The sequence below is a fragment of the Zhurongbacter thermophilus genome, from assembly GCF_026184435.1.
In the GTDB taxonomy this organism is placed as follows: Bacteria; Coprothermobacterota; Coprothermobacteria; order Coprothermobacterales; family JAADFF01; genus JAADFF01.
In genome coordinates, this window is the sequence record NZ_CP046447.1 from 95,433 (window position 1) to 116,581 (window position 21,149).

A 21,149-nucleotide genomic window follows, 5' to 3' on the forward strand; every position below is an offset into this window, starting at 1 on the left:
AGCCCCCGTAAGGGGGCTTCCTATGTGAAAGGCGGTGTGTTGTGTTGAGCCTATTCCTATCTGTATGTTGTTCTTCTCACAGGGTGTAGGATAGGCAGAAACCCGTGCTTTTACTATCTGTCCCTTATCTGTTTCCTCCCATGCCTGCTTTCATGCCTCCATGCATACCCTTCTGCATGTTCCCTTGCATCATGCCTCCCATGCCCTGCATATTTCCTTCTCCATTGATTCCATGTCCTTTTCCATGCCCATGCCCTTGTCCGTTCCCTCTGCCATATCTTCCTATCTCCATGCTTATGATTTCCTGATATTCCTCTTCACTTAATACCTGTGGGCTATACTCTTCTCCATATTTCTCCAATGTCGTTACAAATGCCTTCAGGTGATGATATGAGCCATTCTTCAGGTTCTCGTATACCTGCTTTATATCCTCATTGTCTGTCCTCGCTATAGCCTCTTCAAGGTCCTTGATGTCTACCTCTTCTATCAGTGCTCCTACTTTTAGTGCCTCTTCTACACTCTCGCTTCCCTGTGCCACCAACTTGTCGTACAGTGCCTGTAGGTCAGGATTGGTGAATTTACCTACCTCATTTATTACTGGACTCTCTATGTCATATCTATCAAGCAGTGTTGCTATGGCATCCATGTGCCTCTGTTCAGACTGGGAGATATTCTGAAATACCTGCTCTCCCCATTTGTCGTATAAGGTGATGTATACATCCCTTGCAACTTTCTCTTCCTCTGCCATATACAGTAGATCTGCCTTTTCATCTTCACTAAGCTCAGATGGTGCTGGTAGGTTCATACCGGTGCCCGAACCTCTACCGTATCCACCTCTGTCTACCTCATTTTGCTTACCATACATCATGCCTGTTCCATCTTGAGGCCTGGTGCCCAATACTGTCTGTACTGCTGTGTTTACTGCACCTGTATATGTAGTTCCTGTAGATGCTGCATATACTGCAGGTGCTCCTGCCAGTAGTGCTACACCTACTACTCCTGCTACTATCTTCTTAGTCCATGTTCCCTTTATCTTATCTGTCAGTCTCATGACTGATCCCTCCTTTATTTTCATGTTTTGGTTTGCCCTTATGGGCTCTGTGTCTTTCTTTTGCTCTCTCTTCTTTGAGGTCGTCTTTTTTCATCTTCACCTATATATACGCACAGGAATGCTTTTTGTGACACTTTGGAATAATTACAGAAAAGGATGGGAAAATACCGATGAAAAAGAGGAAATGTTTAGATAGACACATAGATTAGGGGCATTTCTGTAGTTCACAAGGGCGACTGTATTCTCACACCTTGTGCTTCCTCTTTAGCATTGCCTTTAGTCTTTCTATCTTATCGCGGTACTCAATAGCCTTTTCAAACTCAAGGTTTTCGGCATGCTCGTACATCTTGCTCTCCCACATAGCTATGAGGTCCCTAATCTCTTCATCGCTCATTGATTCATAAGAGGATATAGGCTTTTCACCTTCGAGGAAATCAAGGAAGTTTTCTATCTTCTTCTGTATGGTCTGTGGGGTAATACCATGCTTGCGGTTGTACTCCTCTTGTATCTTTCTACGCCTGCGGGTTTCCTCTACAGCTTTCTGTATAGATGGGGTAATCTCGTCGGCATAGAGTATAACCTTGCCAAGTACATTGCGGGCCGCCCTGCCCATAACCTGTATAAGGGAACGATAAGAGCGTAGGAAACCTTCTTTGTCAGCATCAAGCACGGCAACGAGTGTCACCTCGGGAAGGTCCAGTCCCTCTCTGAGCAGATTGACACCAACAAGCACAGAAAATACACCTTCTCTAAACTGCCTGAGTATTTTAGCCCTCTCTATGGTGTCAATATCGTGATGCATATACCGTGCTTTGACACCAAGTGATGTGAAATACTGGGCCACTTCTTCTGCCAGTTTCTTTGTTACGGTGGTGATTATCACCCTTTCACCACGCTCAGCTCTATCTGCTGCCTCTTTTAGCACATCTTTTACCTGTCCAGTGGCAGGTCGTATTTCTACTTCGGGATCCAGCAGTCCTGTTGGTCTGACAATTTGTTCTACCACCTGATGAGATACCTCAAGTTCATAATCACCAGGTGTTGCAGATACAAATATCACTTTATCTACCAGTTCCCAAAACTCTTCAGGTCTTAGAGGTCTGTTTTCCAGTGCCGATGGTAGTCTCCAACCATACTCTATTAGTGTCTTTTTTCGTGATATATCGCCATGATACATGCCCCTCAGCTGTGGCACGGCAAGGTGGCTTTCGTCTATAAAGAGTAGGAAATCATCGGGGAAGTAATCAAGGAGCGTATATGGCCTTTCTCCCGGTTTTCTCCCTGTGAGATACATAGAGTAGTTTTCTATACCCTTGCACCAGCCGGTTGTCAGGAGCATTTCCATATCTGAGCGGGTAATCTGCTCAAGCCTTTGTGCCTCCACCAGCTTGCCCTGTTTCTTAAACCACTCTACACGTTCCTTCATCTCTTTTTCTATCTTTTTTACAATCTGTGCCATCTCCTCTACTTCTCTTACATAGTATGTAGCGGGCAGAAAAGTATAGGAGTGATACTTAAAGGTTATGTCGTGGGTAATGGGGTCTACCTCGACAATACGCTCAACATCGTCTTCATCAACATATATTCTGATAATGCCCTCCGATGTTGGGGGATATACCTCTATGAGGTCGCCCTTGATGCGGAATTTGCCCGGTGTGAGTGCTGTATGTTCCCTTTCATATCCCATCTTGACAAGTCTTCTGGAGAAATTCTGTATGCTTAACTCTCTGCCGACAGATACCGGTAGTGTGTAACGTCTGAATTTAATAGGGTTATCAAGAGAATAGATAGCAGATACCGATGCCACAACAATGACATCATCACGAGATACAAGGGAGGATATGGCAGAGAGCCTCATCTTGTCTATCTGCTCGTTGATAGAAGAGTCTTTGGGGATGTAAGTGTCTGTGGCTGGTATATATGCCTCGGGCTGGTAGTAGTCGTAATATGAGATAAACAGCTCAACGGCGTTTTCTGGGAAAAAGTCTCTAAATTCTCTATAAAGCTGGACGGCAAGCACTTTGTTGGGAGAGAGTATAAGAGTAGGTCTTCCCCACTGAGCTATGACATTTGCCATGGTAAATGTCTTACCAGAGCCTGTTACACCAAGGAGTGTCTGATGCCTGTATCCCTGTTTCAGCCCTTCCACCAGCTTCTTGATAGCCTGTGGCTGGTCACCTCGTGGGCTGTAAGGAGCCACCAGTTTAAATGGCATATATCCACCTCCCTCTATATGTTACCAAGCAGTTTTCTGTTTATGAAGTGTTAATATTAGAGCAGGAGGTGTGGATAAGTTATGACAGGGGCTACCCATAGTGCAACTGCTGGATTAATTGTGTTTTCTGTTATGGAAATGTTGGGTTTACCTATATGGTATGTATATGTTGGGGTAGTATCGGCTATGTCGGGTGCAGTTGTTCCTGACTTTGATATTTTCTGGTCGGGGATGTCTAAAAAGTTATCTGATAGATTCGCACAGGCGGGTATTCTATTTCTACCAAGTATAGTGCTGCTTGCCATAGGAGCTCTCGTGACAGGTTATAAAAAGCACCGAACTATAACTCACTCTGTTGTAGGGTTAGGGCTATTTGTTACAGGCCTGATTATTTCATTGTCTATTGTCTATTTCCTCTTTGATATGCTAATCTTTAAACTGGCTATGGTTTGGGCTTTAACAGGGTTAGTAGGATATATTCTTCATCTTGTTGAAGATGCCATGACAGTGTCTGGTATTCCTTTGTTTCTTCCATATAGTGAAAAACATTTCTATGTGTTGCCTGAAAAAATTCGAGTAAAGACAGGAACGTGGATGGAAGGAATTTTCTTGCTTTCCTTTTTGGGTGTATGTTTTCTCCTGTATTTTTGTTTTATACCTGTGTGGAGGTGATAGTCTTGAAAAAGATATATTCTTCTGTGGGGGTACTAGCCACCAAATATGAAGATGAGCTCTATGGGATGGCAGTAGCGTGGGTGTTTCAGGTGTCATTTGCCCCTCTTCTTGTTGCGGTGGGTGTTGGGAAAAACAGGCGAACACTTGAGGGAATCAGAAAGGCGGGTAGATTTGCTGTTTCGCTGATGTCAGAAGATAACCTTGATGTTGTTTTACGCTTTGGTAGCAAATCGGGAAATAAGTGGTCTGGTACGCAATATGTGCTTATTGATGATGTTCCAGTAATAGATGGTGCTATTGAGTACTTTACAGCAGAAGTGGTGAATATGGTAGAAACTGGTGATCATGTACTTGTGATAGGGAAAGTGAAGACAGAAAGAACTGTGGATGATAAGCCTCCCATCCTCTACGGTGAAGATGGCTTGATATTCATCAAGGATATGGAGATAAAGGAATTTTGAAAAAACGCCCCCGCATATGCGGGGGCGACGGGAATAGTATAGCTGTATGTTATGGTCTGAGGGCCTGGGATATGAGTCTCATTACTTCCATCTTTGCCTGTCTGAATTTTACAAACAGGTTGTTTTCTCTGATATATGTCATAAGTTTTCCATCGTCTACAATCTGTTTGGCTTCATCTAAAGAAATACCTGCAACTTTGCCAAGCACGACAACGGTTACGGCATAACCTACATTCTTTTCTTCTATTAGTTTGGCTATTTTATCTTTGTCAAATCCAGACCACTGAGCAAGAACTTCTGATACTTTATCCTCAGCTTTTTCCTTAAGATTCTGAGCTTCCTCTCTCAGAAGCTGCATAACTTCCTGTCTTGCTGTCTGGAAAGCTTCGGTAAGACCCTGCTGATCTAGGTAACTGCGCAAGTTGCCATTTACTACAATACTGGCAGACACCTGCAAATCTATATTGCCTACCTTAGCGAGAACAACGGCATTAATGGTGCGTGCGGGGTTGAGGTTGTAATCTTTTTGAATGCTGGCAATTGTCTGGGTTGGTATACCGGCCCAATTTGCCAGTACACTGGTAAAGTCGTTCCATACTCTGCCTTTGATACCGGGAGCCTTTTTCTGGGCGTGTCTAACACCATGCTTGAAACCATCTCTGAAGCCTCTCATATACTGAGCCAGTTCTCTGCGAGTTTCCATGAACTTCTCTTGAAGTTTATTCTGCTCTATATACTGTTTAAGGTTTCCTTCTGATACGATCTTTGCAGCTTCTTCAAGAGAGATGTTTCCAGCCTTTGCAAGAATTACTGTGTTAATAAGCTGTGGGATACCAAGATTATACTGCTTCTGTATAGCTGCTATGTCCTCCGCAGAAAAACCTGACCACTCTGCCAGTATGCCTATAATCTGCTGTTGGGAAGGTTTGTGGCCTTTGTCCCCTCTACCTCCTCGATGCATAGGAGCATCCACTGGTAAAGTGCCTATACTATTAACCTCCTGTGTGGATTGAGCGGCAGCATAAGCACTATCTGGCATAGAAAACACCATAGGACTAATAAAGATTGCTAGGGCTATGAATCCTGCTAGCATGACTGTTCCTATCTTCTTCATACTCCATCCCTCCTTCATGTTTTTGTTTTTCCACTTATATATACGCATGTATGTGACACTTTGTGACACTTTTCGTAAAAGATGTTTCTCCACTTTATTTGTAGTAAAATAAAGCACACTTCTAAAATTAATGTAAAGGAGGTGCACCGCTATGATTGGAGGCATATCTACAGTTGTTAAACGTATTATGGACCATATGTCCCTTGTAGAAAAAACACTTGAGGCCTTTAATGAGGTGCTTAGGCAGTATCTAAAGGAGGATATGGATATTGATGAGCTGAGTGGTTTAATGAAGCTTGTTCATGATCTTGAGGGACAAGCTGATGATATGCAGGAAGAGGCCACAGAATCTATTATGCATTCTAGACTTCTGCCGGAAACCAAGGTAGAGCTTATGAGACTTGTTGACAGGGTTGATGGTGTTGCCAATAAGGCAGAGTCTATTGTGGACCATGTGTTTCTGTTTGCCCATCTGAAATTTCCCGAGGATATGAGGGGACAGCTTGCCCAGATTATGGAAATCACAGTAAAGCAAATGAAATCTGCTAAAGAGATGGTCAAGTTCCTATTTGAGGACTTTAAAAAGGCCAAGGCTAAGGCCGAAGAGGTAGACGATTTGGAGTCTGAGGTTGATGGTCTGGAAAGGGCTCTTATTGCCGAGCTAAGAAGGTGGGATGTGTCTATTGCGGAGAAATATGTGTATCTTAATTTTATTGAAAAGCTTGCCGATATCTCTGATGCTTTAGAAGATGTGGCATCTGTGGTAGAGCAGATTATAGCCATAAGACAAATCTAAGGGGGGAGCTGATATGAAGTTCCCCGCGTGGCTGAAGTCTTATGGACCTTTATCTTCGGGGCTTTATCTTGGTTGGGCTCTTGGTACCAATGATGCTGCTAATGTCTTTGGAACAGCTGTTGCTACAAGGGTTATTCCATTTTTATGGGCTGGTGTATCTATTCTGATATTTGCTACCCTAGGTGCAGTGTTAGAAGGTTATGCCGGTTTTCAAACTTTGGGTAGATTTGGTGCTATGACACCGTGGCAGGCATTTTGGATAGCTCTTTCTGCTGCCTTGACTGTTACACTTATGACATATTTGGGCTTGCCCGTCTCTACATCTCAGGCTATTGTTGGTGCAATCATTGGTGCTGGTGCCGTTAATGGTACCTTGGATCTTTCTCCTCTGGGTAAGGTTGTTATCTCTTGGATATCTACTCCTATTGGTGCTGGTGCTATAGCATTTCTTTTATACTTCATCTTAAAACCGCTCATCTTAAAATTCTCGCGGGGTCTGTTTTGGTGGGATAATTTTATCTTCTGGGGACTCCTTATAGCCGGCATATATGGTGCATATTCCCTTGGTGCCAACAATGTTGCCAATGTTATGGGCGTCTTTGTCAATGCCAAGGTCGTTTCACCATTTATGGGGGCTCTGCTTGGTGGTCTCTCCATTGGTCTGGGCGCCCTTACATACGGAAAGAAGGTTATGGAAACAGTGGGTGAGGGGATAGTAAGACTTTCACCATATACAGCTCTTGTCGTTGTTCTTGCTGAGGCTATTACCGTTCACTTCTTTGCCGTTGTCGGTGTGCCTGTGTCTACATCACAGGCTGTTGTTGGTGGTGTTATTGGTGTGGGATTTGTGGAAGGTGTTAATCGTATAGATAAGCAGACGGTAAAGAAAATCATCTTTGGGTGGATAGGTACCCCTACAATAGCAGGTCTTTTGGCAGCACTAATAATGTTTGTCGTTAATCTGGCAAGATAAATTTTATTGCGATATGGGAAAAGAGGGGGCCTCAGGCTCCCTCTTTTTTGTGTGGTATAATACCCTCCACATTTGAAGGAGGTAGTGCCTGTGTGGTGGTGGACTGTATCATCTGGTGCCTTTTTGGGGTGGACACTAGGCTTTAATGATAGTGCCAATGTCGTTGGCACTGCTGTTGCCGTGCGTATTATACGCACGACACTGGCCGGTATTATTATGTTCATCTTTGCCACTCTGGGTGCTACTCTCATGGGGCACTATGGATTTACTACACTGGGAAATCTTGGTGACCAGACGCCTCTTACCGCTTTTTCCATTGCACTTTCTGCGGCTATAGCTGTAAGGTGGATTAATCGCTATGGTATTCCTGTCTCTACATCTCAAGCTGTGGTTGGAGCAATACTGGGTATGGGAGCTGCGATGGGGCATGTCAATTTGTCTCCTCTTACGAAGATATTTCTTGCTTGGGTCTTTACCCCTATTGGTGGAGCCCTATTTGCCTATATCCTGTTTTTCGTGTTGAGACCTATAACAAGGCCATTTCGTAAATCTATATTTGCATGGGATAACATGATATGGTGGGGTATGATTATTGTTTCATCATATGGTGCATTTTCCCTTGGTGCTAACAATGTTGCCAATGTGACCGGTGTCTTTGTCAAGGCTGGTGTGTTAACACCGTTTTGGGGAGCGTTTATCGGTGGACTGTTTATAGGTCTTGGTGGTCTTAGTGTTGCCATATTTAGAGGTGCATCTGGTAAGCTGTTTAGCACTGTTGGTGGAGGTATTGTTAAGCTTGATAGTTATACGGCTCTTGTGGCCGTTCTGGGTGAGGCTATTACTCTCCTCCTGTTTGCCCGTCTCGGTGTGCCTGTATCTGCTACACAAGCCCTTGTAGGTGCTGTTATCGGTGTAGGACTTGCCGAGGCACCACATAGAATCAATCTTGGTGTGCTGCGTAATGTCATTACATCGTGGTTTACCTCCCCACTATTTGCCGGTGTGTTATCATTCCTTATGGGAATGACTATAAAGGTAATGGGGTGGTAGTGTGGAACTGACACTAAGGGAAATGTTGGAGTGTTTGGAGAGGGCTATATGTTACCTTGCTAAGAATGATGATATTCAGTGGCTTATTCCTCGTATAGAGAGAGTGCTAAATTATCTATCTGGGCTACCTAAAGGTGATGACAGGGACTTTATTGAAGGCATACGGGCATTTTTTGTCAATTATAGAGATATGTATAGGCAAACTGGTATTAAGAAGAGAGATGCTGCCAAGAACTGGGCACAGATTATTAGGAAGTATCGTCTTCATATGAGTGAGTAGGCTCTATAGCTTCTTTTGCCACTTTTATAATCTCGGGGTCGTAGTAAATGCCGGCATATTCCTCGAGGTGGGCTACAGCTTCTTCAGGGGTATGTATACTTCCATATGCTTTGGGTAGTGTCATGGCCGTGTATGTATCAAGCACCCTCAGTATGCGGGCAAGCAGTGGTATTTCTTCTCCTCTGAGCCCGTGTGGATAGCCACTGCCATCGTAATTTTCATGATGATATAGCACAGCAGTGCCTACCTCTGTAGGTAGTTCTTCAAATTGGCTGACAAATTGCTGACTATATATAGGGTGTGTTTTTATTGTATTCCAGTCTTCATGAGTGAGAGATGATTGCTTTAATAATATGTCAGGTGGTATATAGAGTTTACCTATGTCATGAAATACAACGGCAAGTCTAAGATCTATGCCATTTATAGGTAATTTTTTCTCTATCTTTCGTGCTATGTCTAACATTGCACGAGTTTGGCCTTTGGGTTCTACTCTCAAATCCTCCATAGCTGTAGGTAGAATCATACTTAGTCTTTTGATAATTTGGGTATGAATATCTATGTCGTCAAGATAATCTTTGACAACATGAAGATTGCGAAATATAGCCTGTATGGCCTGTTTTTCTATGGGAGATAAATCTCGCTTGTGGACAATGATGATGTCGATGTCGGTTTCTCTCAATTTTGTTATAAATAGACCATTTTCAAGAATGCTTGTATACCTATTTTGTAGACGATATATGACATCTTTTATATCTATATCTTTTGCCTCTTTGAGTATTACGATGTTTTTATCTTTTATAGCGTATAGCCCTCTTATATTGTTGAAGTGCTGGGCGATGTTCCTTATAGGATCCCACATCGATATATTTTCTTTGGTTGTAGTATCGAGCATCATAGAGAATGTTGAAATAGCAGACTTTATAAATGATAGCTGACGCGAAGATGTGTCTTGAAGCCTTTTCTGAGTGTATCCCATTTTCATTATGTTTAGTGTATTTAATACTGTTCTGGCATCTGTTTCTGTGAATGGCACAGTGGTATAAGTTGTAAAAAGCCCTAAAGTGAAAATATTGTCTTGATTGTCTTTTTCTGTTCCTACTATACCGTATGATAGGTTATCTAGATAAGCCTTAATTTCCTGTGAGTTACTAAGAGACTTAAACATGTTGAATATGTATGATGGGATATCCCATTTTTTTATGAGAGATATACCGGCTCCTCTGTGTTTTTGTATATGTTTCCACATGGATTCGTCCGGGGTAATGCTTAGCTTGAGTGTATGCTTTTTTATAGTGAGTATGCCTTCCAAATGTTCTTTGTTACCGGTAAGCACAATAGAGATAGGAGATTTCTCCGATAGTAGTATACGTGCTATTGTTTCAAGTACTTTGTTTAGATCGTTTATGTTGGTAAAAACCTTTGTGCTGATGTCTTCATAGGCTTTCTTGGAAATATCTATAACATAAGAATATGTTGTGCGTTCAAACAGTCTTTTAGCTTGAGAGAGGTATTCTTCGGCAAAGTTGATATATATATTCTGAAGAGGTGATGGCGACTCGAACATGATGATGTACAAAGGATAGTCATCAGAGTGTACAGGAAACAATGTGTAAAAACGGTTCTCTTTAAATGGTGGAATAGAGGGATAATCTTCTGGTATTCTGACAATGTGTCCTTCTTCTACGTGCTTTATACTATCAAGGCTCTTGGGTAACATAATATCCGTGAATATTCCGTTACCTATGCGATGTGATAGCACATATGCACCCAGTGTTGGAACATGTCTCATTGCATATATGGCTACAGATGGTATTGGGCTTGTATTCCATAGATGGTAGAGTATCTTCTCTTCAGCCTGGCGTACTGTTTTAATGTTTCTGCTTTCGGACATAAGTTTGGTTAGTGCTGTACCAAAATTTCTAATGTCCATCTTTGTACACCTCTAATATAAGTTTCAGGTTATCTACCGCAAACATAGAGTAGTGTGAGGGACTATGTGAGTGTATAACGCGCAGTGCTTCTTCTAGGGAGAGCCCTTTGGATATGAGATGATGAAAATGACATAGCATACCAACGATTTCTGCTTCTCTTGGTATATCACTTCCTTTAAGACCAAATGGACCACCACCTAATGCCTTTTCGTGATGATATTTGACAATATTGGAAAGATGTGACAAATAGTCAAGTCCGGTAGCTTCAATAAGTTGTGAGCCTAATACGACATGCTTATTGGTATCTATGCCAGAGTTTTGTCTCTCCTTACCTGTAAGCATGATTTTCCCTATGTCGTGTAAATATAGACCGTATATAAAGTCTTCGGGAATGTCCCCCCATGTTTGCTTGGCTATTATAGGACTTACTTTTTTCATAAATTCCATGTGTCCTCTGGGTTCAAGATTTATATCTTCAAGGAGTTTTCCCACATGAAATGCTACACTTCTTGCCATGTATCTCATGTTTCTTGCCTGTGTGACTATCTTTACGAATGAGACAAAGTAATCGAGTATAAGTTGGAGTGCAGTAGTCCACCAATCCCCATGAGGTAGAAAATCCTTTTTGGTTACCAATATTTTGATATAGCCGTGAGTAAGGCTTCGTGTAAACCAAGTTACATATAGATGCTTAGGTGATATGTATATGCTGTTTTCAGTAGGGGATGTATCTATCTTCTTTATGAGATTAAACATTTCTATGTCATCTTCTTCGGGATATATCTGAACCCAATCTGACTGCATAGGATAATGCATGGCAAATATGTGGCTTGGGCCTAATACTTTCATATTGTCTATAAGCGATTTGATAAAGATATCTATAATGTTTCTCATATCCGTTGTGGCACTAGGACTATCAAAGTGTGGGGCAGACAGTGTTTTAATAAGTTCTACATGTGTCAGTATTTCTTGATAATGTTTTCCTATTTCTGCTGATGATGCAAATATATTGCCGATGAGCATGGCTATATCTATATCTACATCGTCGAATGCTGCGGGAGTTGTAAAATTGTCAATATTGAGAAAGTATTTTACCTTACCGCCTACGATAATAGGAATCCCTAGTGTTGATTGGGCTCTTTCGATGGCTTTTCCTACCTCTACATCATAGTTGACATTGTCTCTCTTCAAGATTTCCTCATGTCCGAGTATGCGAGGTATCCCTTGTTTCCACCTGTTTTCACCAAATCCATACCATCTTAGCTGGTGTTCGTAGGGAATAGGAGGTTTTTTCAGTAGTTCCTCACTATATCCCATCACACCTATAAATCTGAAACCATCTTCGGTTAGCATTAGCAGTGAGCCATATTCGGCACCTTTGATTGTGTCTTTACATAGATGTAGAGTTTCTTTGGCAAGATTTACAATGTTGTCTGGTGGATTGTCTGTATGATAAGATGCAAAGTCTGCTATAAGTGTGCTAGATTTTCTAAATTTTTCCATGCGGGCTTTTAGGTATATCCGTTCGTATATGATGCCAGCCTGTATAACCATTGACCTTAAGGTGGTAATCTCTTTGGGTGTGAAAGGTCTTCCTACCTTAACAGTCATGATGACCAGCATCACTTCTCCAGAGCTGTCAAGGAGTGGAATAACGGCATAGTGTTCTCCTTCTTCGTAAGTTCCTACCTCTTTAACGCCTTTGGGGATATCACTTTTCCTATTGATAAATAGGGGAACTTTATATTTAATGATATACCCTGTTAGCCCCATATCATCATCGGTATAGTTGTGCTTAAATTGCTCATATATACCATATGTGTGGGACATGAAAGTTTTTCCTATGTGTTTAATGTGTCTAATGGCGGCAACACCATCGACATCGACAAATTTCGGTATAAGCTCAACAAGAAGAGCCTCTATTTCATCAGTGCTCTTTGCTTTCTGCAAGGTCTTGCTGACCTGCGATGTAGCCTCTCTAACGCTTAACCAATCTTCCATTTATTTCCTTCTTCTAAAGAGGCCTCCCAGAAAGCCCCCCGCCGAAGAGGACTCACCTCCTGCATCTTCCTCATAAAGTTTTCTTATTTCCTGCAGGAGTTCTTTTTCTTTACCCGATACCTTATTAGGCAGTTTTGGTACTAAGACGACTTTAAAATCACCTCTTCTGCCGTACCCTCTGGGATAACCCTCTCCGCTTAAAGTAATGACATCGCCAGCCTGTGAACCGGCCTTGATTTTTATTTCTTTTTCGTCACCTACGGGGGTTTTTACCTTGGACATGCCCCCTAATATCATTATAGGGTATGGAACATAGTGGTAGGTGATAATGTCATCGCCTTTTATTTCAAAATCACCGGTATCTACAACAATTTCTACGAGCAGATCTCCCGGTGTGCCACCGGGTATTTCTTCCCCTTTACCCCTTATGGTGAGAATATCACCTGTTCTTACTCCCGGTGGTATTTCTATTTCTATGTCTTCTATAGTATCTACGATGCCCCTACCGTGACATACAGGACACGGCTCTTCTATGATCTTGCCCGTGCCATGACATGTTGGACATGGTACTGTTGTGGAGAATGTCATAAAACCCATGTTCTGGGTTCGTCTGACATAGCCTGTACCACCACATGTGGGACAGGTTTTTACCTTGCTTGGGTCTTTGGCACCTGTTCCACCACACTCTTTACATATTGTAGGTCTCTTAACGGTAACCTTGGTCTTGCCACCCTGTAGAGCCGTCTTTAGAGGTATCTCTACCCTTACCTTAACATTTCTTCCTCTACTGCGACGGGCCTTGGTTCTTCCTGTAGGGGCCCCACCGAAGAAAGAGCCAAATAGATCGCCAAAGATTTGCGATAAATCTTCGAATCCCCCTGCGCCACCGAATATATCCTCAAAGGTGTATCCCCCTGTGCCTCCTGGTGAGCCGCTAAAACCTCCCCTTAGCATGGCGTCGTACTGTGCCCTCTTCTTGGGATCGGATAGTACCTGATACGCCTCATTGATCTCTGCCATCTTCTTGGCTGCTTCTGGATTGTCTTTATTAATATCAGGATGATACTTTTTTACCAGTTCTCTGTAGCGTTTTCTTATCTCCTCTTGTGTTGCGTTTTCTGGCACACCCAGTATTTCATAGTAGTTTTTCAAGGGATACCACCTCCATCTTTCATTTTAAACCACTTTCTACTTTCCTTGTTACCAAACATTGTGGCACGTTATAAGGTTATATAATAAAAATACAACCTAAATGAAAGGAGGTGAAAAGAATGAAAAAGGTTATCTCTGCCGTGGCTATCTTGGTGCTGGTCGTCTCTCTGTTTGTGCCCACCTACTCGTCACACCACTATATTACCGATGCCGTATCTGCCTACATGTCATGGCGTTTGGGTATGGGCCATATTAGTGATTTGTCGTATGATGTTATGGCTCGCTCTGATATTGATGGTAAAACCTATATTGATGTCAAACTCACCTACACGGCATCGGCTGTATCACCGCACAAACTTCCCTTGCTAAAGATTTATCGCCTGCTGGGACTTGAGATGTTTATGATGAAACCTGCCTTGTCTGTAGTATCTGCTTCAGGTGTAGAAGTTGCCTATCTCACCATTGTTGTAGATAGCGGTGGTATACAAGACACTCTCGTTGATGGTATTTACAAAGATGGTGTCCCTGTAAAGACCTTGTATGCCTACAGTATCCGTTCCCTAGCAGATATACCCCTGTCATCTGAAGGCTGGCAGGCGGTCATTACATCTTCAGGAGCTGTTCCTGTACCCGGTAGTGGTGCTATGTATGCTTCTGCAGCCCCCTCTGGTGGCTCTCAGGCATATGCCAAAGTCATAGCTATTTACACCACACATGTGGAAAGGCCACTGCCTTCCGCTGGAGTTATCTATGACATACCAGATAGCCATGAAGTGGCACATATGCCACTGTTTATTCCCATGCTTTGTTAGAAAATATGAAAGGAGGAATGTGTTATGCGTAAGATTACCGTTATTTCTGTTATCATTATTGCCGCCTTGTTGGCGGGAGTGTACGTCTACCACTATGTAGGGGAAAATAAAACCTCGGAAAGCACCACATTACCCCTCGTGGGAATCATGAGTGATGAAAATCTCCTCAAAGTTATTCCCATAGAGATAGATCCTCAGAGAAAAGAAGTTTCATATGGTGATGCTCTGCTATCTATAAAGCCAGGGGCATTGCTGGGACTCTATACATCTAGTGGAAAACTATTTGCCTATGTAGATCCTACTATTGATGAGCACTACAAGGTCAGTGGAGATATTTATATACTGGAAAAGTATCATCTGCCCAATGCATGTTTACCTGGCGAGATATTTCCATATGCCGGGGGTTTAGGCTATATATGTGGCACCAAGGTGTATCTGTTTGACGGAAAAGAACATGTACTGCTTTACGATCTTTCCAAAGATACCGATATACTCAGGGTTAATGTGACGGTTAGTGGGGATATGTCTTCAGCCCATGTGTCTGTGCCAGATCACATCACCATTGACCATATAAACTATGCAGAGCCTGTGTTAGAGGGTAGCGTGAGGCTTTACTACAACATCTCCTATGACAGACCGGATGGTGTATATGTAGAGGTAGGCTTTATTGTACTTCCGAAAAAGCCCGGAGAGCCGCTGCATGTAGAAAAATACAACAAGGTTATAACAATGGATGATGCAAAGTATGTATACTTTGTCTACTACTCAGATGATGATCATGCATGGCATGAACTACGATACAACGCAGATTACTTCAATGTTGCCGATGTGAAAAAGCAGGTGCGTAGAATGATGGAAGTGGAGAGCAAGATACAGGCAGATTACTATTATGAGATATCTATGGCTGGAAAGATGGTTATGGCTGTGTTTTCTATAAAAAGCCACCAGTGTGATGTCTTTGATAGAGATAAAGATGATGTGGTAGCCGACCTTAGCATATACAGGCAGTCCCCATTCCTCAGTGGTTTTGTGAATGTGCTGTCAAGTGGAAAAGAAGGTCCTGTGTACAGGACTTTTCATATAAAGGGATATACTGTCACATGGTATCCTGGATTTATACAGAAAGGGTGCTATCTTATTGAAGACCCAGAGCATAAAAACCTTGTAAAGGTGGAAAAAGATGGCACATCTTTTCAGATAAGGTTGATGCGAAACATCTTATACATCGTGCCCAGACAGTAAAAGTAAAGGGGGAGCTTATGCTCCCCCTTTATGTGTGAGGCTTTTTAGAAGTTTGGTGTGCCATCTATGGTGTCATTGTCGTCATCAGAACCAGATGGTCCCTGTCCGCCGTTAGGTGGTACATCACCACCGCCAAATGGACCTGTACCGGGTGCACCACCGGCACCGTATATGGATTCTCCTATCTTCTTAACCTCTTCAGAGAGCTCTTCCATCTTTGCCTTTAGTTTTTCTGTTTCTGCCTGCTGCTTGACGAGCTCCTCAAGTTCATTTACAAGCTTCTCAATACGCTCTTTAATGTCTGCTGGCACTTTGTCGCCATATTCCTTTAGCACCTTGCGTGTTTCATACACCATCTGATCTGCCTTGTTCAGTGTCTCAACATGCTCAGCCCTCTTTCTATCCTCTTCGGCAAATTCTTCTGCCATCTTTCTCATGCGCTCAATCTCCTCTTCAGAGAGGTTCTTAGAGCCTGTGATGGTAATATGCTGAGACTTACCTGTTGCCGTATCCTTTGCCGTGACTTTCAGTATGCCGTTTTCATCTATCTCAAATGTCACCTCTATCTTGGGCACACCACGGGGTGCTGGTGGGATACCATCAAGTATGAAACGACCAAGAGATAGGTTGTCTTTGGCAAACTTTCTCTCACCCTGCACGACATGAACTTCAACCTGTGTCTGGTTGTCGGCAACGGTGGTGAATATCTCACTCTTCTTCACAGGAATTGGTGTGTTTCTTGGTATGAGAACATGGACAATACCACCAAAGGTCTCAACACCAAGGGACAGTGGTGTAACATCGACAAGCACAATATCTTTCTCCACACTACCCTCAACAATACCTGCCTGTAGTGCTGCACCTATGGCAACAGCCTCCATGGGGTCTACACCACGCTCAATAGATTTGCCGAAATAATCTTCAACAAACTTCTGAACAATAGGCATGCGAGTAGGACCACCGATGAGAATGATCTTGTCTATGTCAGCCTTTGTCATACCGGCATCTTTCAGTGCCTGGTCAATGGGTCCCCTTGTGCGCTCAACAATGGGGGATACAAGGCTTTCCAGTTTTGCCCTTGTCAGTGTCATCTGCAGGTGCACAGGCTGACCATCTTTCATGGCAATAAATGGCAGGGATATATCGGTTGTGAGGGTAGAAGAAAGCTCGATCTTGGCCTTTTCAACTGCCTCCCTGAGTCTCACCATTGCCATGTGGTCCTGTCTGAGGTCTATACCGTGCTCTGCTTCAAACTCAGATAGCACATATTCCAGAAGTGCCCTATCCATGTCTCTACCACCGAGCTTGGTATCACCGGCAGTAGATAGCACCTGGAATACACCACCACCAAAGTTCATGATGGTAACATCAAGTGTACCGCCACCAAAGTCAAACACGAGAATATTAATGTCATCGCCCTCTTTGTCAATACCATATGCCAGTGCTGCTGCTGTAGGCTCGTTTAACAGTCTGACAACCTCCAAGCCCGCAATCTTACCGGCATTCTTTGTTGCCTGTCTCTGTGCATCGTTAAAGTATGCAGGTACGGTAATAATAGCCTTCTCTACAGGCTCACCAAGAAATGCCTCGGCATCTTTTTTTATCTTCTGCAAAATAAAGGCAGATATCTGCTCTGGGGTATACTCCTTATCAAATATTTTAATCTTTTTACGGGTACCCATAAGCCTTTTCACACCAGTTACGGTACCCTCAGGGTTCATGGTTGCCTGTCTGCGTGCAGGTTCTCCAACGAGCACCTGCCCGTCTTTGGTAAATGCCACAACAGATGGCACAGTTTTTCCGTACATTGTAGAGCCCTCTGCAGAGGGTATGATTGTTGGTCTGCCACCAAGTACAACAGCGGCGGCAGAGTTAGATGTTCCTAAGTCTATACCTATAATTTTTCCCATATGTTCCACCTCCCATCCACACAAAGTGTGGGTATCTACTTAAAGGATACCACAATATTAGCAATAGTATGAGGAGATTGCTAACATATGTAAGTGTAATCCCCTCTCTTTAACAAGTTGATGTGTATAAAGAACTACTATTTTTCTAATAAATAACCCATGTTTGTTCTATAATAGGTAAAAGTGAATATACGAGGAGGCGACCGCAGTGGAATTCGTTGTGGATTTTAGGGGTGAAAAACTTATTCTCACCGATAAACCCGACTTGAAGAAGATATACATTGAGTTCAATAATACCTGTAATCTCAGTTGTAAGATGTGCTATCGCCAGACATGGAAAGATGATCTGGGTAATATGAGTGATGAAACATTTGACAAACTTATGGAGGATTTGAAGGCTTTTCCTCATCTAAAAACCGTTGTAGTTGGTGGTATAGGAGAACCTACATTTCATTGGCGTTTCAAGGAGTGGATTCAGAGGTTAGCAGAGAGAGGTTATTACATTAAAATTACGACCAATGGCACAATGATTACTGACGAGCTGGCAAAGTTTCTTGTAGACCTTCACATTGGAGAGGTTATCATTTCTGTAGATAGTCCTAATGAGGATATATTTGCCGATATTAGGGGTATCAGTCTGTCTACTGTGTTTGATGCTACAAGGAGACTTCTTGAGTATCGTCGTGAAAAATCCCGTGCTTTTCCCCGCGTTTTATGGGAAATGGTTATTATGAAGGAGAACTTTGCCCTTGTAGAAGAGGAGATAAAAAAGGCCGGTGAGTTTGGAGTGTCCGGTCTCATACTGTCCAATGTTATTCCTTTTGCCGAGAGTGTCAAAGATGAGCCTATATATCCTTTGCTTCCCGATGATGCAAGAAAACTAAAGGATAAGATCTATCTGTGGGGAGCAAAATATGGTGTAAAGGTTGAGATACCTGAGTTTACTGTGAAATCTGAGAGGTATTGTCCATTTGCCCTTGACAAGGCGACGGTAATAGGTTGGGATGGCGAAGTTCTTCCATGCTATAGGCTGGCCCACTCATATACTGAATGGATTTTTGGTGAACCTGTTGAAGTACAGCGGTACTCGTTTGGCAATATTATGAATGAGAGCCTTTATGATATCTGGAATAAGCCTGAGTATAGGCTATTTCGTTTCAAGGTCAACACCTATCAGGTGCCTGACTGTGCCACATGTGATCTCAAAGGTAGATGTGAGCTGATGCAGACAACCTGGTCTGATTGTTGGGGTAATACCCCATCGTGTAGCTCATGTCTGTGGTATCACAGATTTTCCCTATGCCCGTAATGTGCTAATATCTATATAACATTTGTGGTATAAGGGTATAGGGAGGTGTTTGTTATGAAGTGGCGCAGATTATTAACAATATTGGCAGTAGTGGTTATAACTGCTGCGGTGGCTTTGTCATTTGTGGGATGTGGTAATAATCAGTCTCAATCTAACAGTAGCGGTGGTACCACAGGTACTACCCAGACTACGAGTACCCAGACTGTAGGAACAACAGAAAACTGCCCTCCAGAAAAAGGGCTTGTGATATTTGGTACAGAGGGATGTCCTCACTGCCGTGCTCTCAAGGGTTATGCTACAGAGGTGTTTGGTAAGAGCGGTATGTGTTTTGTAGAGGTCAATCCCGGTTATGGGGCCACCAAAGATGCCCAGCAGTTCTTTGTCAAGATATACAAAGAGGCCTATCCGGGTATTCCGGAAAATCAGATGGGTGTTCCCCTGGCATTTTTCTTCTATGGTGGCAATGTTAGAGGTGTGTTTGTAGGCGAGGTAGGGACGAAAACCTTGGTGTCACTGGAAAACTTTGTCTCTACATCTACCAAGTCTATTATTGTGTGGAATGGTCAGGCTTATGAGCTGTCGGCAACAGCTGCCCAGAAGCTTACAGAGGATATTAAGGGTTTCTTCAAGTCTCATAAGTAAAGTAGAGTGATGAAAGACTGGTTTTATGTTATAGCCTTTGTCATTCTTGTGGTGGTGTTTTTCTGGTTAGGAGGGGCTCTTCTTGCCCCTCCTCAACCTTATGAGGGCCATGTGCTTCCTATACAAGATGGTACTATGGCTATTGTGTATGGCACTTTACCACCTTTAGATGCCAGCATCACCATAGGTAGTAGTATATGTCTCTCTTCTGTGTTGAAAATGGCATACCCAGAAAATACTCCTACAACCAATGTGGTGTATGTTCTTGTACATAGAGGTGAAGTTAAGGGAATTATCCCTTATAGGGTGGATAAAGGGATTCTTTCTAAGATTTTCTGGAAAACAAAGATTACCTATATGTACTATAGGCCTGATAAAGAGGCGTTTGATTATCTGCCTATAGAAAGGGCAAGACAGCTTACAGAAGTTTTATACTCATGTATCAACAAATATACCCATAAGGGGAGCCAAGATAATACTAAGTAGTACAACCAAGATGAGGTTGACCCCCAGAGCAAGAAGTGTAATGATTCCTATTCCGTATATGAGGGATGCTATCTTAACCTTTGTCTTTTCTGCCAGTATTCGTTCCAATATAACGAGTGCTGCATAGAGTGCCATTGTGCCACCAACAACCTTGAGGGCTAACTTCAGCCCCGACAGTGCAGGTATTTCAGATGTCTTTTTGAGAAACAGCCATAGCGGTATAACAATAAGCAGCGGAGGGAGCATGACACCGAGCATGGATACAATGGCACCGGCTATACCATGCACCTCAAGTCCCGTAGCATAGGCGATATTAAGTCCAGACGGACCGGGTACAAAGATAGATGGACCTATCATGTGAGAAAAAGTTTCATCGTCTATGAGCTTTCTCTTCTCTACATATTCTCTGTGAAATAAAACAATTGTTGTGTTGCCTCCACCGTACGACAAAAAGCCTATTTTTACCGATGTAATGAATATATCCCATAGTGTCATATGATGCCCACCATCCCCAATACCACACCTAAAACCATGGTAAAGCCAATAAACCAGCCTGGGTGTAGTTTATATTTATACATAATCCCTATCCAGAGTAGGGAATATACACTTATACCTATGGCAAGCGTGTGTCCTGTATGAACGATAAGCCCCTTTAGTATTAGAATGGCTGCGAAGAAACTAAGAGCCCACCCTATAACCTTTGTTGATTTTTTAAACCCTATAGTCCAGCGGTTGTCGGGCATATGTCCCATAAGTTTCCACATGAGGGGCATGAGTGTAAATGATGGGGCAATAATACCGAGAACCATGATGATAACGCCGAGAAAACCGGCTACCTCAAGTCCTGCCAGTGCACCAATATTGATGCCAAATGGACCGGGCACGAGAAAGGTTGTGCCTACCATACGGGAAAATAGGTCTTCTGACAGATATCCCGGCTGTACAAATAGACGGTGTACAAGCACGATCATTGTGCCTCCACCGCCATATGCGAGGTAGCCTACTTTGAGTGCGTTAATTATCAGCGTATATAGATCCATAGGGCGTAT

20 protein-coding genes are annotated in these 21,149 nt (G+C 42.9%); 11 read left to right on the plus strand and 9 right to left on the minus strand.

Features of this window, described 5'->3' with window-relative positions:
* Positions 1-124 precede the first annotated feature (124 nt).
* Together GM182_RS00430 and uvrB are read right to left on the minus strand one after the other, a co-directional pair.
* A complete protein-coding gene (locus tag GM182_RS00430; protein ID WP_449186630.1) occupies positions 125-1,051 on the minus strand; it encodes a DUF2202 domain-containing protein in 927 nt (308 codons plus the stop codon).
* Between the two features lie 244 nt (positions 1,052-1,295).
* Positions 1,296-3,266 carry an excinuclease ABC subunit UvrB gene (uvrB, locus tag GM182_RS00435; protein WP_449186631.1) on the minus strand — a complete coding sequence of 657 codons (1,971 nt, stop codon included), beginning with the start codon at positions 3,264-3,266 and terminating at the stop codon, positions 1,296-1,298.
* 81 nt (positions 3,267-3,347) lie between these two features.
* On the opposite strand from uvrB, the gene GM182_RS00440 reads away from it, so the two are divergent.
* On the plus strand, positions 3,348-3,938 hold the full coding sequence (locus GM182_RS00440; protein WP_449186632.1) for a metal-dependent hydrolase: 591 nt from the start codon (positions 3,348-3,350) through the stop codon (positions 3,936-3,938).
* A 5-nt stretch (positions 3,939-3,943) separates the two neighbouring features.
* Positions 3,944-4,402 (plus strand): flavin reductase family protein, encoded by a 459-nt coding sequence (locus tag GM182_RS00445; RefSeq protein ID WP_449186633.1) that lies wholly within the window; start codon positions 3,944-3,946, stop codon positions 4,400-4,402.
* Between the two features lie 49 nt (positions 4,403-4,451).
* On the opposite strand, the gene GM182_RS00450 is transcribed toward GM182_RS00445, so the two are convergent.
* Positions 4,452-5,516 (minus strand): hypothetical protein, encoded by a 1,065-nt coding sequence (locus GM182_RS00450; protein WP_449186634.1) that lies wholly within the window; start codon positions 5,514-5,516, stop codon positions 4,452-4,454.
* Between the two features lie 151 nt (positions 5,517-5,667).
* Here GM182_RS00450 and GM182_RS00455 point away from each other — a divergent pair, with 151 nt between their 5' ends.
* The 4 genes from GM182_RS00455 to GM182_RS00470 all read left to right on the plus strand — a co-directional run bounded on the left by GM182_RS00455 (position 5,668) and on the right by GM182_RS00470 (position 8,615).
* The gene (locus GM182_RS00455; RefSeq protein ID WP_449186635.1) at positions 5,668-6,312 is read left to right on the plus strand and encodes a DUF47 domain-containing protein; all 645 of its coding nucleotides are present in this window, start codon (positions 5,668-5,670) and stop codon (positions 6,310-6,312) included.
* Between the two features lie 13 nt (positions 6,313-6,325).
* Positions 6,326-7,285, plus strand: a complete 960-nt coding sequence (locus GM182_RS00460; RefSeq protein ID WP_449186636.1) for an inorganic phosphate transporter — start codon at positions 6,326-6,328, stop codon at positions 7,283-7,285.
* A 90-nt stretch (positions 7,286-7,375) separates the two neighbouring features.
* Positions 7,376-8,335, plus strand: coding sequence for an inorganic phosphate transporter (locus GM182_RS00465; protein ID WP_449186637.1), 960 nt, complete (start codon positions 7,376-7,378; stop codon positions 8,333-8,335).
* Between the two features lies 1 nt (position 8,336).
* A complete protein-coding gene (locus GM182_RS00470) occupies positions 8,337-8,615 on the plus strand; it encodes a hypothetical protein (RefSeq protein WP_449186638.1) in 279 nt (92 codons plus the stop codon).
* Here the strand turns inward: GM182_RS00470 and GM182_RS00475 are convergent.
* The 3 genes from GM182_RS00475 to GM182_RS00485 are packed head-to-tail and all read right to left on the minus strand — an operon-like array spanning position 8,584 to position 13,699.
* Positions 8,584-10,545 (minus strand): HD-GYP domain-containing protein, encoded by a 1,962-nt coding sequence (locus GM182_RS00475; RefSeq protein WP_449186639.1) that lies wholly within the window; start codon positions 10,543-10,545, stop codon positions 8,584-8,586. The two genes, GM182_RS00470 and GM182_RS00475, sit on opposite strands and share 32 nt — an antisense overlap.
* Positions 10,535-12,547, minus strand: a complete 2,013-nt coding sequence (locus GM182_RS00480) for an HD domain-containing protein (RefSeq protein ID WP_449186640.1) — start codon at positions 12,545-12,547, stop codon at positions 10,535-10,537. Before GM182_RS00480 ends, GM182_RS00475 begins: the two co-directional genes overlap by 11 nt.
* A complete protein-coding gene (locus tag GM182_RS00485; RefSeq protein ID WP_449186641.1) occupies positions 12,548-13,699 on the minus strand; it encodes a DnaJ C-terminal domain-containing protein in 1,152 nt (383 codons plus the stop codon).
* Positions 13,700-13,818: 119 nt separating this feature from the next.
* Between GM182_RS00485 and GM182_RS00490 the strand changes: the two genes are divergently transcribed.
* Together GM182_RS00490 and GM182_RS00495 are read left to right on the plus strand one after the other, a co-directional pair.
* Positions 13,819-14,511 (plus strand): hypothetical protein, encoded by a 693-nt coding sequence (locus GM182_RS00490; protein WP_449186642.1) that lies wholly within the window; start codon positions 13,819-13,821, stop codon positions 14,509-14,511.
* Positions 14,512-14,535: 24 nt separating this feature from the next.
* Complete coding sequence (locus GM182_RS00495; protein WP_449186643.1) at positions 14,536-15,753, plus strand: hypothetical protein; 1,218 nt, start codon at positions 14,536-14,538, stop codon at positions 15,751-15,753.
* 44 nt (positions 15,754-15,797) lie between these two features.
* On the opposite strand, the gene dnaK is transcribed toward GM182_RS00495, so the two are convergent.
* A complete protein-coding gene (gene dnaK / locus GM182_RS00500; RefSeq protein WP_449186645.1) occupies positions 15,798-17,663 on the minus strand; it encodes a molecular chaperone DnaK in 1,866 nt (621 codons plus the stop codon).
* Positions 17,664-17,871: 208 nt separating this feature from the next.
* Between dnaK and GM182_RS00505 the strand changes: the two genes are divergently transcribed.
* From GM182_RS00505 to GM182_RS00515, 3 genes are read left to right on the plus strand one after another with little or no spacing between them, the layout of a single operon-like run.
* Positions 17,872-18,972 carry a tungsten cofactor oxidoreductase radical SAM maturase gene (locus tag GM182_RS00505; RefSeq protein WP_449186646.1) on the plus strand — a complete coding sequence of 367 codons (1,101 nt, stop codon included), beginning with the start codon at positions 17,872-17,874 and terminating at the stop codon, positions 18,970-18,972.
* Positions 18,973-19,026: 54 nt separating this feature from the next.
* Positions 19,027-19,614, plus strand: coding sequence for a TlpA family protein disulfide reductase (locus tag GM182_RS00510; RefSeq protein ID WP_449186647.1), 588 nt, complete (start codon positions 19,027-19,029; stop codon positions 19,612-19,614).
* A gap of 9 nt (positions 19,615-19,623) precedes the next feature.
* On the plus strand, positions 19,624-20,100 hold the full coding sequence (locus GM182_RS00515; protein WP_449186648.1) for a hypothetical protein: 477 nt from the start codon (positions 19,624-19,626) through the stop codon (positions 20,098-20,100).
* Here the strand turns inward: GM182_RS00515 and GM182_RS00520 are convergent.
* Both GM182_RS00520 and GM182_RS00525 read right to left on the minus strand, forming a co-directional pair.
* A complete protein-coding gene (locus GM182_RS00520) occupies positions 20,050-20,595 on the minus strand; it encodes a chromate transporter (RefSeq protein WP_449186649.1) in 546 nt (181 codons plus the stop codon). The genes GM182_RS00515 and GM182_RS00520 overlap by 51 nt on opposite strands.
* A complete protein-coding gene (locus GM182_RS00525; RefSeq protein WP_449186650.1) occupies positions 20,592-21,140 on the minus strand; it encodes a chromate transporter in 549 nt (182 codons plus the stop codon). Before GM182_RS00525 ends, GM182_RS00520 begins: the two co-directional genes overlap by 4 nt.
* Positions 21,141-21,149 lie beyond the last annotated feature (9 nt).